The following is a 16,129-nucleotide window of genomic DNA, read 5'->3' as shown; positions in this document are numbered from 1 at the left end:
ATGGCGGTTACCACACCTTTCCAGACCCCAAAGAGCCCGGATGAACCACCATAAAAATGCCCGTTTGACCGTCCATAGTCGAGCACTTCTTGTTCACCGCATTCTTCACGAGGGCCTGCGCCCGGAAGAAGCAGCTCAGGCGTGTGGCGTCAGCGTGCGTACGGCTTACAAATGGCTGGGCCGATTCCGGGAGTTGGGGCCATCGGGCTTGGAGAACCGCAGCTCAAAGCCTCACCAGACGCCGCACGCCACACCGGAGCTGGTGGTCGAGCAGATCAAGGAACGCCGCCGTAAGCGGCAGACCTACCTGACCATCTCCAAGGCACTGGGGGTCGGCCACAGTACGATTTCAAGGCTGATGCGCGCCCACGGCCTCAATCGGCTGTGTCAGCTTGATCCGCCCAAGGAGGTCATCCGATACGAATATGATCAGCCAGGAGGGCTGCTGCACCTGGACATCAAGAAGCTGGGCAACTTCCAGCGGCCAGGGCACAGAACCGATGCCAAACGCCGGGGAAACGCCGCGGGCGGTGGCTGGGGCTACGTCCACGTGGCCATCGACGATCACTCCCGAGTGGCCTTCAGCAGCGTCCACCCCAACGAACAGGGCGAAACCGCCTGCCAGGCGTTGCTGGGCGCTCTGGAGTACTACGCCAGCCTGGGAATCACCTTCAAGCGGATCCTGACCGACAACGGTGCCTGCTATCGCTCCACCGCCTTTGCCAAGCTGCTCAAATCCCTTGGAATCAAGCACATCAGAACCAAGCCCTACACGCCGCGGACCAATGGCAAAGCCGAGCGCTTCATCCAGACCAGCCTGCGCGAGTGGGCCTACGCCTGCGAGTACGCATCCTCGGACCAGCGCAATTCCGTTCTGAACCAATGGCTGCACCACTACAACTGGCACCGTCCCCATATGGCGATCGGCGGCCAGCCACCTATCTCCAGAGTGCCGCTGAACAACGTAGTGGGTTTACACAGTTAGTCGACTATCGCGCGCAGCGCGGGGGTTTCCGGCATTGCGCCAAGAGCAGTCGACTAACAGTCGACTCTACCAAAGCGAAAGCCTCCCGGCCCGGAGCACGCCAAGCAATGCGACAATCGCGCCCCTTTCCTGCAGCAACGAGGGCCACATGGCCAAACTGACCCTGGCCAGCGTGGATGCGCTGCGTACCCGCTTTGCCGATGAAGCCGCCTGCGATGCGGCCCTGGCCGCCTTCGCCGACACCGCTGCCCTGCGCGCACCGCTGCGTGAGCTGGTGGAAGCACAACACCGCTACCTGCAGGCCGAATTCGAAGTGGCGCAGGTGGCCGATGTGCTGCGCCGCGACCAGAAGTACGCGCCGGTGGGCCGGCCTTCGATCAACATCGTGCAGCTGCGCAAGCAGCAGGCCGCGACCAAGCAGGCCGCGCTGATCGCACGCCAGGTCGTGGCGCAGGCGGCGCAGACCTTCGTGCGCGTGAGCGGGATGACGGTGAAGGCCAAGCAGAGCCCGAGCGAAGCGTGCGTGGCATGGTTGGGCGCGCTGCGCTGAACCCGCGTACCCGGTAGTGGCCAACCTTGGTTGGCCCGCGAAATGCTCGTGTGCCAACCAAGGTTGGCACCTACCAAAGCACTCTCCGGCCCTGCATGAACCGGTAGTGGCCAACCTTGGTTGGCCCGCGGAGTGCTCGTGTGCCAACCAAGGTTGGCACCTACCAAAGCACTCTCCCGCCCTGCATGAACCGGTAGTGGCCAACCTCGGTTGGCCTGCGGAGTGCTCGTGTGCCAACCAAGGTTGGCACCTACCAAAGCACTCTCCGGCCCTGCATGAACCGGTAGTGGCCAACCTTGGTTGGCCCGCGGAGTGCTCGTGTGCCAACCAAGGTTGGCACCTACCAAAGCACTCTCCGGCCCTGCATGAACCGGTAGTGGCCAACCTTGGTTGGCCTGCGGAGTGCTCGTGTGCCAACCAAGGTTGGCATCTACCAAGGCGTCCCCCACGCCCCAAAAAGAAGGGTTCTTCTCCCATGTGAGGGGAGAGGCTCACGGCCGACCCGCTAGATTGTGGTTGTCGAGACTACAAACTGGGGCCGGCCGTGGCCAAGCTGGATTGTATGCCGTTGTTGGGGGACTGGGCGGGGTATCGCCTGGATGGTTGGAGACGCGAGGTTCGTCATGGGGTCTCGTGGCTGGTACTTTCGCTGCTTCCCGATGGACGCCGCAGGCACCGCTGCAGCGGCTGTTCCAAGTGGGTTACCTCCATCCACGACCATGTGATCCGGCGTATCCGTGATCTGCCTGTTTTCGATGAGCCGGTCGAGCTGGAGGTGCAGCGGCAGCGCGTGGCCTGCCCTCGTTGCGGGCCGAAGCTGGAGCATCTGGACTGGCTGGATCGGCACTGCCGGGTCACGCAACGACTCGCAAAGAGCGTTGCACAGATGTGTGCTACCACGTCGATCCATGCCACAGCCAGATGGCACGGACTGGACTGGAAAACCGTCAAGGCGCTTGATTTCAGGCACTTGCAGCAGACGTTGGGACCGGTGGACCTCTCCGGAATCCGTATTCTTGCAATGGACGAATTCGCGATCCAGAAGGGCCATCGCTACGCCACGGTGATAGTAGAGCCGTCCCGCAAACGAGTGCTATGGGTTGGGCGTGGTCGTAGCCGAGCGGATGTTCGCCCCTTTTTCGAGCTGTTGGGCCGGGAGGGCTGCGAACGTATCCAAGCGGTCGCCATGGACATGAATTCGGCATTCGACCTAGAAGTGAAAGCCCAATGCCCAAATGCCGAAGTGGTCTACGACCTGTTCCATGTGGTGGCCAAATACGGCCGGGAGGTCATCGACAGGGTCCGCGTGGATGAAGCCAACAGGCTGCGCCAGGACAAACCTGCTCGGCGTGTGGTGAAGACCTCTCGCTGGCTCTTGCTGCGCAACCGGCAGAATGTCCCGGCAGATCAACGAGTGAAGCTCAAGGAGCTGCTGGCTGCCAACAAGGCACTACTGACGGCCTATGTGCTGAAAGACGACTTGAAGCAGCTCTGGCGCTACCGTAGCCAGGCTTGGGCAGCAAAAGCGTGGAAGAGCTGGCGACAGCGCGCATTGCGTAGCCGCCTGGAGCCCCTGCGAACGTTTGTCCGTCGCCTACAGCCCTATCTGGCAGGCATTCTGGCTCATTGCCGGTGGCCCCTCGGAACGAATCTGGTCGAGGGGATCAACAACAAGATAAAGGTCATAAAGCGCGTCGCCTACGGATACCGGGACGACGCCTATTTCTTCCTCAAAATCCGAGCCGCCTTCCCCGGAGTTGGGTGAAGAACCAAAAGAAGGCCCGCTTTTCAGCGGGCCTTCTGCCTTCTCACGACGAGTGAGTGGGGTGCATCAAGCAGCCGGCTTTTCGCCGGTGGCTTCGGTGGTGATGCGGATCTTCACTTCATCGCTGACGTTCGGGGCATACGCGCCGACGCCGAAATCGCTGCGCTTCAGGGTGGTGGTGGCATCGAAGCCGGCGGCCGGAACCTTGGCCATCGGGTGCTCGCCGCCGCCGTTGACGGTGACGTCCAGGGTGACCGGCTTGGTGATGCCCTTGATGGTCAGGTCGCCGGTGACGGTCAGCTTGTTGGTGCCAGCGGCTTCCACCTTGGTGCTCTTGAAGGTGGCATCGGCGAACTTGGAGGCGTCGAAGAAGTCGGCGCTCTTCAGGTGTTCGTCGAACTTGGCGGTGAAGCTGTTCAGGCCGCTCAGCGGCAGCTTCACTTCCACGGTGGACTTGGTCACGTCTTCGGCGTTGTACACCAGGGTGCCTTCGACGTTGCCGAAGTGCGCGCTGGGGTTGGAGAAGCCGAAGTGGCTCCACTGGGCCAGCACGTCGGTGTGGGTCGGGTCCAGCTTGTAGGTGCCCGAGGCGATCTTGATCGCTTCGGCGGCCGGCGCGGCGGCAGCGACATCGGCAGCCGGGGTGGCAGCCTGTTCGGTGGTGGCCGGGGCGGCAGCGTCAGCAGCCGGGGCAGCGGTGTCGGCCGGCTTGGAGCAGGCGGCGATGGCCAGGGTCAGGGCCAGCGGCAGCAGCAGTTTACGGGTGGCGCTCATCTGAGGAACTCTCCGGATCGTAGGGTGGGTACACGGTGCAGCAAGAGCCTGCCACGGGACGGCAGGCCCGAAACCGATACAGCGACTTACGCGATGCGCGCCGCTTCGTCGAACGACAGGCGCGGCAGACGCGGGAACAGGCCCGCCGAGTCACCGTAACCCAGGTTGACCAGGAAATTCGACTTGATGGAAGTGCCGGCGAAGAAGGCTTCATCCACCTTGGCCGCATCGAAGCCCGACATCGGGCCGGCATCCAGGCCCAGCGCGCGTGCGGCCAGGATCAGGTAGGCGCCCTGCAGGCTGCCGTTGCGGATGGCGGCTTCGTGGCGGCCTTCCTGCGGGCCGTCGAACCAGGCCTTGGCATCGGTGTGCGGGAACAGGTACGGCAGCTTCTCGTGGAAGTCCAGGTCGAAGCCGATGATGACGGTGACCGGGGCGGCCATGGTCTTGTCGTGGTTGCCTTCGGACAGGGCCGGGGCCAGCTTGGCCTTGGCTTCCTTCGAGGTGACGAAGACGAAGCGGGCCGGCGTGGTGTTGGCGGCGGTCGGGCCCCACTTCACCAGGTCGTACAGTTCCTGCAGCAGGCTGGCCGGGACCGGCTTGTCGAGGAAAGCGTTCTGGGTGCGGGCAGTACGGAACAGCTGGTCGAGGGCAGCAGCGTCGAGCGCGTGGGACATCGGTGGATCTCCAGGGCGGCTAAGGGAAGTCAGTGCCCGCGGGCGGCGCGGGGCGAAACGACGAGCCGCAGTGTAGAGTGTCGCGACTGTTGCAACACCCAGCAGGGCTGAAACGAATTAATGCCACAGGTGAAACGATCGAGTGCGCCCTGGACGGTCACGGACGGCCGTGCGGGCAATGTCCGCCAGGCGGTCGCGCTGGCCTCTGCGCTGCGCCAGGGCACCCATCGCCCGCTGGTCCTGCAGCCCCGCGCACCCTGGCGCTGGCTGTCGCCGCGGCGGCTGCCCGGTGATGTGAACGGCTATGGCGAGGCTTTCGCGTCACTGGCCGCCGAGGCCCCGGCGCTGGCGATCGGCTGTGGCCGCCAGGCCGCCGGCGCCCTGCGCGTGCTGCGCGCACGTGGCAGCCAGGTGGTGCAGATCCTCGACCCGCGCATCAATGCCCGCCACTGGGACATGGTGGTGGTGCCCGAACACGATGCCCTGCGTGGCAGCAACGTGCTGACCCTGCTCGGCAGCCTCAACCCGGTGGACGATGACTGGCTGGCCTGGGGCCGCGCCGCGTTCGCTGGCTTCAGTACCCTGCCCGGCCCGCGCACCGCGCTGCTGGTGGGCGGGCCGACGCCACTGGCGCCCTGGGACGAGACCGCGATGGTGGGCGTGTTCCAGGCGTTGGCCGATCAGATCCACGCTGAGGGCGGCAGCCTGCTGGCCACGACTTCGCGGCGCACGCCACCGGCATTGGCCGAGATCCTGCGCGCAACGTTCGCCGACCTGCCGCACGTGATCTGGGGCGACGGCGGCGACGGTACGAATCCTTATGGCGGCCTGCTCGGCTGGGCCAACCGCGTGGTGGTCTCGCCCGATTCGGTGAACCTGCTGTCTGAAGCCTGCGCCACGCGCATGCCGGTGATGGTGGCGCTGGCCGATACCGTGCAGGGGCGGCTGGCGCGTTTCCAGCAGCAGCTGCGCGAGCGCGGCCGGCTGCAGGCGCACTGGCTGGACTGGCAGTACAACCGCATCGAGCCACTGCGCGAAACCGCACGGATCGCGGCAGAAGTGAAACAGCGCCTGGCAGCGGGGTAGTGCCGGCCGCTGGCCGGCAATCCTCGGCACCTAGCATCACGGTAATGCCGGCCGCTGGCCGGCAACGCGGTACCTGGCATCACGGTAGTGCCGGCCGCTGGCCGGCAATGCTCTACGCGCTACCGAAGATCCTGACATTGCCGGCCAGCGGCCGGCACTACCGGGGTATCCAGCGTTTTCTGAACATTTCGATCCGGTACCGCGGTTAGAGTCCAGCGTCCCCCATCACTCTGAACGTCTTCATGCGTACCTTGCTCCTGCTGCCCCTGGCCCTGCTCGCGGCCTGCTCCACCACGCCCACCGAGCTGGATCCGATTTCGTATCAATGCCAGCAGCAGTTGGACGCGTACCGCGAACAACCGGCGCTGCGCGATCCGAAGGGCCAGCGCCCACCGCTGCCGGTGGCCCCGATCAGCGATGCCTGCGACAAGGAGCTCCAGCGCAAGGGCGTGGATCGTCCCCTGCGCTGAGCAGCGTATGATCGGCGCGCGGGCCTGCCCGCCGTTGAAGGTATCGACATGGATCGTTTCTCCCGCCTGCCGCGCGCCGCGCTGCTGATCGCCAGCCTGCTGGCGACCGCACCGGCCTGGGCCAACAGCACCGAATGCCGCGAGCGCTACCCGAGCGTGGCCGCGCAGGCGGCGATGCTGGACGTGGCCTGGACCACCGCTGAGCGCCTGGACGCGCTGCCCGATGTGGACGTGGTGGTGGCCGCGCGCGGTGGCCAGGACCTGAGCCGCTACGGCCTGCGCCACAGCCACCTGGCCTTCCTGGTGCGTGAGGACAATGGCCGCTGGCGCGCGATGCACCTGCTCAACCGCTGCAAGACCGACAGCTCGCAGCTGTACCACGAAGGGCTGGGCAACTTCGTCGGCGAGAGCGGCGGCCATACCGACCTGCGCATCGGCGTGCCCTCGGCGCCGCTGCGTGCCGCGTTGAAAGCGATGCTGGTGTCACCCTCGATCCAGCCGAAGGCGCTGCACGAAACGAAGTACAACGTGGTTGCCTACCCGTTTGCCACCGACTACCAGAACTCCAACCAGTGGGTGCTGGAAGTGCTGGCCGCGGCGATGGCGCAGACCGAAGGCGCGCCGGCCATCGTCAAGCGCGAACAGGCGCAGCAGTGGCTGCGCCAGCAGAAGTACCAGCCCAGCGTGCTGCATATCGGCCTCGGCAAGCGCGTGGGTGCGCGCCTGTTCGTGGCCAACGCCACCACCACTGACCATCCGGCCGGCGAACGCATCTCCGGCAACTATTCGGTGGTGACGGTGGAATCGGTGTTCGATTTCCTGCACCAGCGCAGCCAGCTGCAGCAGGAACTGGTGATCCCTCACGTGCCGGTAGCTGGTGCTGCCGCCGCCACGCCCTGAATCCAGCAAGGAGAACGACATGCGTACCCTGCCCGCCGTCCTGATGCCGATGCTGATCGTCGCAAGCCTGGCCTGGTCCACGGCCGCTCATGCAGAGCGCCGCATCGTGATCATCCACGACCCGGGCCCGCAGGGACCGAGCCTGGAGATGTCCACGCAGATGGTGACGTCGGCCCGCGCGGCGGCGGCGAAGGAAGCCCAGGATGCCGCCGACGCTGGCCAGCCGCTGGCCCGCCCGCAGCAGATCAAGCTGCCGCAGATGCAGGTGAGCGCGATCGCCACCACCGTGGATGGCCGCCGCGAAGTGCTGCTGCGCGATGCCAACGATCCGCAGAACACCGCATCGATGCAGTACCCGCGCGGCATCGGCGATCCCGCCGTGCAGTTCACCGTGGGCCAGACCGTGAACTTCGAACCGACCGGCGCCGACCAGGGCTGGCAGTTGAAGGACAACCAGGGCCGTCCACTGGAATACCTGCCCGAGGCCACCGGCCCGCGCGACATCTTCGATACCCGGCGCTGAGCCGCCGTCCCCACCCTGACCAGGAGGTCTCCATGTTCCGTTGCCTGCGCGTTCCCGCCACTGCCCTGCTGCTTTCGGCGCTGGTGGTGCCCACCGTCCATGCCGGCGCCGCGCCGCAGTTGAACAGCGGCCAGACCAGCGTGCTGGTCACGTCGCTGATCGTGCTGTCGATTCCGTTGGCCACGTCGATGGGACTGGCCGAACTGTCCAAGGCCCCGTTCAAGGCCAGCGAGCGCAACGGCAAGGTCGCCGCACGCACGCCGGCGGTGCCGCTGCCACCGATGGAAGTGAAGCAGGTCGCCACCACGCCAGCCGGTGATCGCCAGGTACACCTGCAGGTGCCCGGCAAGGCCGACCAGACCGCAACGCTGCAATGGCCGGCGGCTGCAGGCGATGACCCGATTGCCGGTTTCGTCGTCGGCCAGCAGGTGCGCTTCGACCCGACCGACGCGGGTGCCGGCTGGACCGTGAAGAGCGCGCAGGGCCAGGCGCTGGCCTATGTGCCGACCGCCTATGCCGCCGGCGATGTGATGAGCGAAACGCTGTAAAGCTGAACGGCCGGTTTTGGCATTGCCGCGGGCCGGGCGGATAATGGGCTGTTCCCTTTGTCCCCCTGGCTCGCCATGTCCGTGCGTCCTGCCCCTGTGTTTGCCCCGCTGACCCCGCGCGCCCTGGTGCTGGCGGTGCTGGCCATGGGCGCGGTGGTGCTGCTGTCCAACGTACTGGTGCAGTACCCGATCAACGATTGGCTGACCTGGGGTGCTTTCAGTTACCCGGTCGCGTTCCTGGTCAGCAACCTGATCAACCGTCGCTTCGGCCCGGGCCCTGCCCGCCGCGTGGCGTGGATCGGTTTCGCGGTGGCGGTGCTGCTGTCGATCTGGGTGGCCACCCCGCGCATCGCCATTGCCTCGTGCTCGGCCTTCATCGTGGCGCAGCTGCTGGACATCACCGTGTTCGACCGCCTGCGCCGTGGCAGCTGGTGGCGCGCACCGATGGTGGCCACCACCTGCAGCGCGACGGTGGATACCACCATTTTCTGGTCGATCGCGTTTGCCGGTTCGACCCTGCCGTGGGTGAGCTGGGCTGCCGGCGACCTGGCGGTGAAGCTGGCGATCGGCGTCTGCCTGCTGGCCCCGTTCCGCGCGCTGTTGTGGAAGATGGCGCCGCTGCGCACCACCAGCTGACCGCCGTTGCTCTGGTAGGTGCCAACCTTGGTTGGCACGCTGTTGCCGGGGTCATGAACGCGGATGGGTTGTGCCAACCAAGGTTGGCACCTACCAACGGCGACCATCGCCGAGCCATTGATCTGGTAGCTGCCAACCTTGGTTGGCGCTTTGCATTCATGCCAACCAAGGTTGGCATCTACCAACAGCGGGTCATCGCCGGCCAATGATCCGGTGGGTGCCGACCGTTGGTCGGCACGCCCTGCAGAACCCATCGCTGCCGACAGATGGTGCCGACCAACGGTCGGTACTCACCCAAAGTTGTTGCAGCATTTGCACCCACTCAGGCGAACGGCAGCTCCGCGGCGATGCACGCGGCGGTAATCGCGGCACATGCCTCCTCAATCGCGGGCGTGGTCGGTGCCAGTCGCGGACGTCGATCCAGCGTGCAGGCCAGGCCCACGTCCAGCAGCGTGGCATGTGCTCCATGCAATGCCTGCGCCGTGTCTTCCGGCAGGAAACCAGCAACGGCCAACGCATCGATCAACGATGGCGTATCGCGCGGCTGCAGCAACGCCACGTGCTGCGCACTGCGCGCCAGCACGCCGGTCTGCAGCAGGAACTCCAGGTCCACCACGCCACCGGCACCCTGCTTCAGGTCCAGCCGCGCGGCATCGCTGCGGTCCAGTTCGGTGCGCATGCGGCCACGCATCTTCAGCACGTCCGCGTACAGCACACCCGTGTCGCGCTCACGCCCAAGCGTCTGCGCACGCACCTGCTCGAAGTCGGCCAGCAGGCTGGCATCGCCGGCCACGCCACGCGCGCGCACCAGTGCCTGGTGTTCCCAGGTCCACGCGCGTTCGCGCTGGTATTCGGTGTAGCTGGCCAGCGAAGACACCAGTGAACCCTTGCCGCCATCCGGGCGCAGGCGCACGTCGATGTCGTACAGGCGCCCGGCGGCGGTCACCGCACCGAGCAGCGCCATCACCTTCTGCGCGAGGCGCGCATACCAGCGTCCCGGCTCCAGCGGACGCGCGCCATTGCTGGCATCCACGCCGGCCGGGTTGTCGTGCAGGAACACCAGGTCCAGATCGGAACCGAAGCCCAGCTCAAGCCCACCAAGGCTGCCGTAGCCGATGATCGCGAAACGCCCGCCGGGAATCTCGCCGTGTGCGGCATGCATGTCCGCTTCGGCCATCGCCAACACGGTGACCACCACGGCCTGCGCCAGCTCGGCCAGTTGCCGCGTGCTGTCCACCGCACCCTGGCGGCCATCCAGCGTGGCCATCGCCATGCGGAAACTGAGTGCCAGCCGCGTTTCATTGAGCCAGCGCAGTGCGGATTCGGGATCCTCCACTGCCAGTACCTGTTGGCACTCCGCCAGCATGCCGGCGGCATCGGGCATCGGCCCGGACACGCGCACGTCCAGCAGTTCGTCCAGCAGCAGCGGATACGCCGCCAACCGTTCGGCCAGCAGCGCGCTGCGCGCCAGCACGTCCACCAACCGCGCCAGTGCGCTGGGCTGTTCGTCCAGCAAGGCGAGATAGCTCGTCCGGCGCAGCACCGCCTGCAGCAGGCCGAGCACGCGCTTGAGCGCGGCATCCGGCTGCGGCGAACGCGTGGCCGCATGCAGCAGCGCGGGCAGCACGCGATCCAGCCGCGCACGCGCGGCATCGGACAACGACTTCACGCCGGTGCCCTGGGCGAAGTCGCGCAGCGACTGGTCAGCGCCGTTGGCATCGAGGAAACCGGCTTCGGCCAGCAGCGGTGCGTTGCTGCCTTCGGGCAGGCTGCGCCAGTAGTTGGCCAGCGCGTCGGGCGCGGCCTGGCCCTTGCGCGGTGCCAGCAACGCGGCGAATTCGGTACTGACGCGCTGCTGCTGTTCGGCCAGCGCCGCGCGCAGCACCTCCCAGTCCGGGTAGCCGAGCCCGACGGCGATGCGTTCGCGGTCAAGTGCGTCGCTGGGCAGCACGTGAGTCTGCGCGTCACGCAGCATCTGCAGGCGGTTTTCCAGGCGCCGCAGGAACAGGTACGCCTCGCGCAGCGCGCTGCCATCCTCGGGCGCGATCTGCCCGGCGGCCACCAGTGCGTCCAGCGCCACCAGCAGCCGACGCTCGCGCAATGCCGGTTCACGACCACCGCGGATCAGCTGCAGCGCCTGGCACAGGAATTCGATTTCGCGGATGCCACCGGCGCCACGCTTGATGTCGTCGTGCAGTTCGCGGCGTGCGACTTCGGCGGTGATGGCCGCCTTCATTTCGCGCAGGCCATCGAGCGCGGTGAAATCCAGGTACCGGCGGTATACGAACGGGCGCAGGGTCTGCAGCCACGCCTCACCGGCCTCGATATCGCCGGCCACCGCGCGCGCCTTCAGCCACGCATAGCGTTCCCAATCACGGCCCTCGCGCTGGAAATACTGGTCCATCGCCGCGAACGAGAGTGCAACGCGGCCGGCGCTGCCGAACGGGCGCAGGCGCAGGTCGACGCGGTGGCTGAAGCCATCGACGGTGGTTTCATCCAGCAGCTTGGCCAGGCGCTGGCCGAGGCGCGCGAAATACTCCTCGGCAGCCAACGCGCGCGGGCCGTCGGATTCACCGCCGTGCGGATAGGCGTAGACCAGGTCCACATCGGAACTGAAGTTGAGCTCGCCACCGCCCAGCTTGCCAAGGCCGAACACCACCAGCTGCTGCGGCGCACCCTGTTCATCGGCGATGACGCCATGGCGCTGGGCGAATTCCTGCTGCAGGGCATCCAGTGCCAGCCGCAGGCAGTCCTCGGCCAGGGCGGTGGCGCCGACCAGGGTCTGCGCCACGTCGTCCAGACCGGTCAGGTCGCGCCAGATCAGCCGCGTGGACATCGCCGTGCGCCAGCGCCGCAGCTGCGCCGGCCAGTCGCTGGGCTGCAGCGGATCGAGCACCGGTGCCGGGATCGGCGGGCAGCCGGGCGAGGCCAGCTGTGCCAGCAGGCCCGGCTGGCGCACCAGGGTTTCCAGCGCGAAGTCACTGGTCACCGCCAGCCGGGTCAGCAACGGCAGCAGGTCGGCCGGGATGGGCTCGGGCAGGACCTGGGCCAGACGCGCCAGGGCGCGGTCGACAAGAGGCTGCAGGGAGGCGGGCAGGTCAGCGGGGGCGAGGGTCATGGGCTGATTGTATCGACCCGGCCGGGACGCAACGGACCCGGTAGTGCCGGCCGCTGGCCGGCAGATCCGATGATCCTGCCGAAGGTTACTGGGGTTGCCGGCCAGCGGCCGGCACTACCGATAATGGAGACCGCGTATTCATACTGGACGACAGGCAATAAAAAAGCCCGCTTGCAGCGAACTGCCAGCGGGCTCTGCTCCCTCCCCCACGTCGGGATGCAGGTCCATCGTGCGGGCTGCGAAAGCACTTTGCACGCTGCACTGCAAAACAAAACCGGCGGGTTTGGGTGACCCCTGCGGGAAAAGCCATTCCACGAAGGTAGAACCCCCCGTACGGATGAGGATGGCCGATAATCGGAATTCCCCCCAGCAACACGTGTCGTCATGTCTGTTGATCGCATCGCCAACGCGCGTCTTCGTGACCGCGTGGTCTCCGCAGAGGCCGCAGCCGCGCTGATCCAGCCCGGTGAAACCGTGGCCATGAGCGGCTTTACCGGCTCCGGGTATCCCAAGGCCGTTCCCGTCGAACTGGCCCGCCGCATCGAGGCGGTGCATGCCCAGGGCCAGCCCTTCCAGATCAGCCTGATGACTGGCGCCTCCACCGCGCCGGAACTCGATGGCGCGCTGGCCAAGGCCGATGGCATCGCCATGCGCATGCCGTTCCAGAGCGACCCGGATGCGCGCAACCGCATCAACGAGGGCAAGCTGGATTACATCGACATCCACCTCAGCCACGTGGCCCAGCACGTGTGGTTCGGCTTCTATGGCGAAATCGATACCGCCGTGATCGAAGTCTCGGCCATCCGCGAAGACGGTTCGCTGGTGCCCTCCACCTCGGTCGGCAACAACAAGACCTGGCTGGACCTGGCCAAGAAGGTGATCGTCGAGGTCAACGAATGGCAGCCGGCCGGCGTCGACGGCATGCATGACATCTACTACGGCACCGCGCTGCCGCCGCACCGCAAGCCGATTCCGCTGGTGAACGCCAACGACCGCATCGGCGACACCGCGCTGCGCTGCGACCCGGACAAGATCGTGGCCGTGGTGCGCACCAACGGCCCGGACCGCAACAGCCCGTTCAGCCCGATCGATGCGACCAGCGAGCAGATCGCTTCGCACCTGATCGAGTTCCTCAAGCATGAAGTGAAGAAGGGCCGTCTGCCGCCGAACCTGCTGCCGCTGCAGTCGGGCGTGGGCAATATTCCGAACGCGGTGCTGGCCGGCCTGGCCAAGAGCGGCTTCCGCGACCTGGCCGCGTTCACCGAAGTGATCCAGGACGGCATGCTCGACCTGCTGCGCGACGGCGTGCTGAGCTATGCCTCGTGCACCGGCTTCGCGCTGAGCCCGCAGGCCAACGAGACGTTCAAGGAGAACATCGATTTCTACCGCGAGCGCATCATCATGCGCACGCAGGAGATCTCCAACCATCCGGAACTGGTGCGCCGCCTCGGCTGCATCGGCATGAACGGCATGATCGAGGTGGACATCTACGGCAACGTCAATTCGACGCACGTGATGGGCACGCGGATCATGAACGGCATCGGCGGTTCCGGCGACTTTGCCCGCAATGGTTTCCTGTCGGCGTTCCTGAGCCCGTCCACCGCGAAGAACGGCACCATCTCGGCGATCGTGCCGATGGCCAGCCATGTCGACCACACCGAACACGACGTGTCGGTGATCGTCACCGAACAGGGCCTGGCCGACCTGCGTGGCCTGACTCCGCGCAAGCGCGCGCAGGTGCTGATCGACAACTGCGCGCATCCGGATTTCCGCCCGCAGCTGCAGGACTACTTCGACCGCGCCAGCCGCGAGAGCTACGGCAAGCACACCCCGCACCTGCTGCCGGAAGCGTTGTCGTGGCACCAGCGTTGGCTGGATACCGGCACGATGAAGGGCTGAGACCCGCTTTTGTAGAGTCGAGCCATGCTCGACTGCTTTTCTCGGCAGCCGAGCATGGCTCAGCTCTACAGAGGGCAGCGCCATGATCCCAGGCACGGACATCGGGTAGAGCCGGCCGCTGGCCGGCTCCCCAGAACAGCCGGCCAGCGGCCGGCTCTACCTTCACGCGGTGCGCAGGCTCGCCAACGATTCGGCCTGCAGCCGCTCGTAGATCTCGAACTCGTCATTCACCGCCACGCCCAGCGCCTGCTCGAAGGCTTCGCGGTTGGCGTGTGCGGCATACGCACGCTGTTCTTCGCCGCCCAGGTTCGACTGGAAGATACCCGCCGCACTGACCGGCAGGAAATCCTCGTAGACGATCGGGTCGGCGGTGGCCAGGCCCGCGGCCACCAGCACTTCAGCCGGCAGATCAGCCACGCGCTCCGGCGCGGCGCGGCCGGCATCGGTCAGCTGGTAGCGGTAATAGCCCAGCCCTTCCTGGCGCAGCGTGTCATGGTCATCCGGGAAGCTGGCGAACACCGCCTGCAGGCGCTGGCCGTAGTCGCCGCCGGTGCTGCCTTCGCCACCGGCATCGCGTGCCTGCGACAGCAGCTGGTCGTAGAGCGCGCGGCCCTTCGGGGTCAGCGCAAGGCCACGCTGTTCGATCTCGCCGAAGCGCGCGGTATGCGTACCGGCATCACCACCCTCACTGTCCGGGAACTGCACGGCTTCTTCCAGTGCCTTGAAGCTGGTCTGCCGCAGCAGGATCGGGCAGGCACGGCGCGGCGGGCCTTCGATCACCGCCTTGGCCGCCATGCCATGCTCGATCATCGCCGCCTGCGCCGCGTCGATATCCAGCGTACGCGGGGTCAGGTGGTTGATGTGCGGGCCACGGAAGCTGACCACGTCGGCCACCAGCCGATGCGCGTTGTGCAGCGCGTGGTAGGTCGGCAGATCGACGGTGGCATCGCCGTGCCAGCGGAAGGTTTCCAGTGCTTCATCGACGAAGCGCTCGGCATCGGCCTGCGACAGCCCGCCGTCACGCTCGGCCTGCTCGATCAGCGCCAGCGCGCCCTCGGTGAAGATGCGGCGACGTGCAAGGATCTTTGCCGATTCGGCACGCAGCGCTTCGTCTTCGATCAGCTCCAGGCGCAGCAGCGAGGTGAACACGCGGAACGGGTTCTGCGCCAGCGCTGCGCCGGTGAGCGGGCGGAACGCGGTTGAGTGCACCGGGACGCCGGCCACGGACAGATCGTAGTAGCCGACCGGGTACATGCCCATCACCGCGAACAGGCGGCGCAGCGTGGCCAGTTCCTGCACGGTACCAACGCGGATCGCGCCGTGGCGCTCTTCATCCAGGCGCGCACGCTCGTCGTTGCGCTGCAGCTGTGCGGCCAGCGCAGGGTCCTGGTCAAGCACCTGCGCGTTGATCCGCTCCACCAGTTCCACCAGCGTGCCGTACAGCGGCACTTCGGTGCGGTACATGCGGGACATGGCCTGCGCGAACAGGCGGCGGATCACATCAGGCGAAACGAAAGAGGCGCTCATCAGTCACTCGATTACGGGAACGGGGAACAGCTCGAACCCGTATTGTCGCCGGAGCGCGGGGCCGCGGCGATATGCAGAGCAACATGAAGGAAATCGGTAGTGCCGGCCGCTGGCCGGCAACCTCGGGATGCCTGGAAGGGTGCAGTTGCCGGCCAGCGGCCGGCACTACCGCTTGAGCTGGCGCCTCAGGGTGGCATCCAGGGTGATCGGCCGGTCCCAGTGCTGGTAGCTGGCCACGATGGCATGGCGCACGGCGCGGTAATGCAGGTTGTCCGGCTTGGCCGGCATGCGCTTCACCACCGCCTCCCAGCCGCCCTCCGGGTCCTGGCTGAAGGCGCGCACGCTGTCGCGGCAGGTCTGGCCGCTGGCCTTGGCCCAGAAGCAGGCGAAGTAGATGTCCCCGGCCTGCCAGCCATGGGTGGTGAACAGCGCGCTGATGTAGCCGCGCGGTACGCCGGCATAGCGCGACACCTCGTCGAGGAAGGCGTCGGGGTAGCGTTCGGCGTAGTGGTTGATGTCCTGCAGCTGGGCATCGACCCAACGGTCACCGGTTTCCACCGTGTAGGCCGCCGAACGCTCGGCGGTCTGCTGGGCCAGCACGGTGGCCGGCACCAGCAGCAAGGACAACAACAGTGCGCGCAGTCGGACGTTCATGCCCCGATTCTGCCGCA

The 16,129-nt window shown here is 66.6% G+C and carries 15 protein-coding genes; 10 read left to right on the top strand and 5 right to left on the bottom strand.

Annotated elements, in window-relative coordinates:
- The first annotated feature begins 40 nt into the window (after positions 1–40).
- The 3 genes from ACZK5G_RS01995 (at position 41) to ACZK5G_RS01985 (ending at position 3,300) form a co-directional block, all read left to right on the top strand.
- Entirely contained in the window at positions 41–985 is a 945-nt protein-coding gene (locus ACZK5G_RS01995) for an IS481 family transposase (protein ID WP_478466477.1), read from the top strand.
- A gap of 148 nt (positions 986–1,133) precedes the next feature.
- Positions 1,134–1,535, top strand: coding sequence for a hypothetical protein (locus ACZK5G_RS01990; protein WP_478465147.1), 402 nt, complete (start codon positions 1,134–1,136; stop codon positions 1,533–1,535).
- 562 nt (positions 1,536–2,097) lie between these two features.
- Entirely contained in the window at positions 2,098–3,300 is a 1,203-nt protein-coding gene (locus ACZK5G_RS01985; protein WP_049422456.1) for an ISL3 family transposase, read from the top strand.
- A gap of 66 nt (positions 3,301–3,366) precedes the next feature.
- Here ACZK5G_RS01985 and ACZK5G_RS01980 read toward each other — a convergent pair whose 3' ends face one another.
- Positions 3,367–4,074 (bottom strand): YceI family protein, encoded by a 708-nt coding sequence (locus ACZK5G_RS01980; RefSeq protein WP_478465146.1) that lies wholly within the window; start codon positions 4,072–4,074, stop codon positions 3,367–3,369.
- Between the two features lie 86 nt (positions 4,075–4,160).
- Positions 4,161–4,751 (bottom strand): malonic semialdehyde reductase, encoded by a 591-nt coding sequence (locus ACZK5G_RS01975; protein WP_004139510.1) that lies wholly within the window; start codon positions 4,749–4,751, stop codon positions 4,161–4,163.
- 120 nt (positions 4,752–4,871) lie between these two features.
- Here ACZK5G_RS01975 and ACZK5G_RS01970 point away from each other — a divergent pair, with 120 nt between their 5' ends.
- The 6 genes from ACZK5G_RS01970 to ACZK5G_RS01945 all read left to right on the top strand — a co-directional run bounded on the left by ACZK5G_RS01970 (position 4,872) and on the right by ACZK5G_RS01945 (position 8,914).
- A complete protein-coding gene (locus ACZK5G_RS01970; protein WP_478465145.1) occupies positions 4,872–5,837 on the top strand; it encodes a mitochondrial fission ELM1 family protein in 966 nt (321 codons plus the stop codon).
- Positions 5,838–6,079: 242 nt separating this feature from the next.
- The gene (locus ACZK5G_RS01965; protein WP_004139505.1) at positions 6,080–6,307 is read left to right on the top strand and encodes a hypothetical protein; all 228 of its coding nucleotides are present in this window, start codon (positions 6,080–6,082) and stop codon (positions 6,305–6,307) included.
- A 48-nt stretch (positions 6,308–6,355) separates the two neighbouring features.
- Entirely contained in the window at positions 6,356–7,207 is an 852-nt protein-coding gene (locus ACZK5G_RS01960; RefSeq protein ID WP_049400079.1) for a DUF2145 domain-containing protein, read from the top strand.
- A 19-nt stretch (positions 7,208–7,226) separates the two neighbouring features.
- The gene (locus tag ACZK5G_RS01955) at positions 7,227–7,730 is read left to right on the top strand and encodes a hypothetical protein (RefSeq protein WP_004139502.1); all 504 of its coding nucleotides are present in this window, start codon (positions 7,227–7,229) and stop codon (positions 7,728–7,730) included.
- Positions 7,731–7,762: 32 nt separating this feature from the next.
- Complete coding sequence (locus tag ACZK5G_RS01950) at positions 7,763–8,278, top strand: hypothetical protein (protein WP_004139500.1); 516 nt, start codon at positions 7,763–7,765, stop codon at positions 8,276–8,278.
- A gap of 75 nt (positions 8,279–8,353) precedes the next feature.
- On the top strand, positions 8,354–8,914 hold the full coding sequence (locus ACZK5G_RS01945) for a queuosine precursor transporter (protein ID WP_107432970.1): 561 nt from the start codon (positions 8,354–8,356) through the stop codon (positions 8,912–8,914).
- Between the two features lie 322 nt (positions 8,915–9,236).
- Here the strand turns inward: ACZK5G_RS01945 and glnE are convergent, their stop codons facing one another.
- Positions 9,237–12,032, bottom strand: a complete 2,796-nt coding sequence (glnE, locus tag ACZK5G_RS01940) for a bifunctional [glutamate--ammonia ligase]-adenylyl-L-tyrosine phosphorylase/[glutamate--ammonia-ligase] adenylyltransferase (protein ID WP_478465143.1) — start codon at positions 12,030–12,032, stop codon at positions 9,237–9,239.
- 384 nt (positions 12,033–12,416) lie between these two features.
- Between glnE and ACZK5G_RS01935 the strand changes: the two genes are divergently transcribed.
- Positions 12,417–13,931 (top strand): acetyl-CoA hydrolase/transferase family protein, encoded by a 1,515-nt coding sequence (locus tag ACZK5G_RS01935; protein ID WP_012509864.1) that lies wholly within the window; start codon positions 12,417–12,419, stop codon positions 13,929–13,931.
- A gap of 162 nt (positions 13,932–14,093) precedes the next feature.
- On the opposite strand, the gene hglS is transcribed toward ACZK5G_RS01935, so the two are convergent.
- Positions 14,094–15,458: a 2-oxoadipate dioxygenase/decarboxylase HglS gene (hglS, locus tag ACZK5G_RS01930; RefSeq protein WP_478450346.1), complete on the bottom strand. Its 1,365-nt coding sequence runs from the start codon at positions 15,456–15,458 to the stop codon at positions 14,094–14,096.
- Between the two features lie 165 nt (positions 15,459–15,623).
- Entirely contained in the window at positions 15,624–16,112 is a 489-nt protein-coding gene (locus ACZK5G_RS01925; protein ID WP_478465141.1) for a hypothetical protein, read from the bottom strand.
- Positions 16,113–16,129 lie beyond the last annotated feature (17 nt).

The organism is Stenotrophomonas sp. 62841_Sma, assembly GCF_056482945.1.
This window is presented reverse-complemented; position numbering and strand designations above follow the sequence as displayed.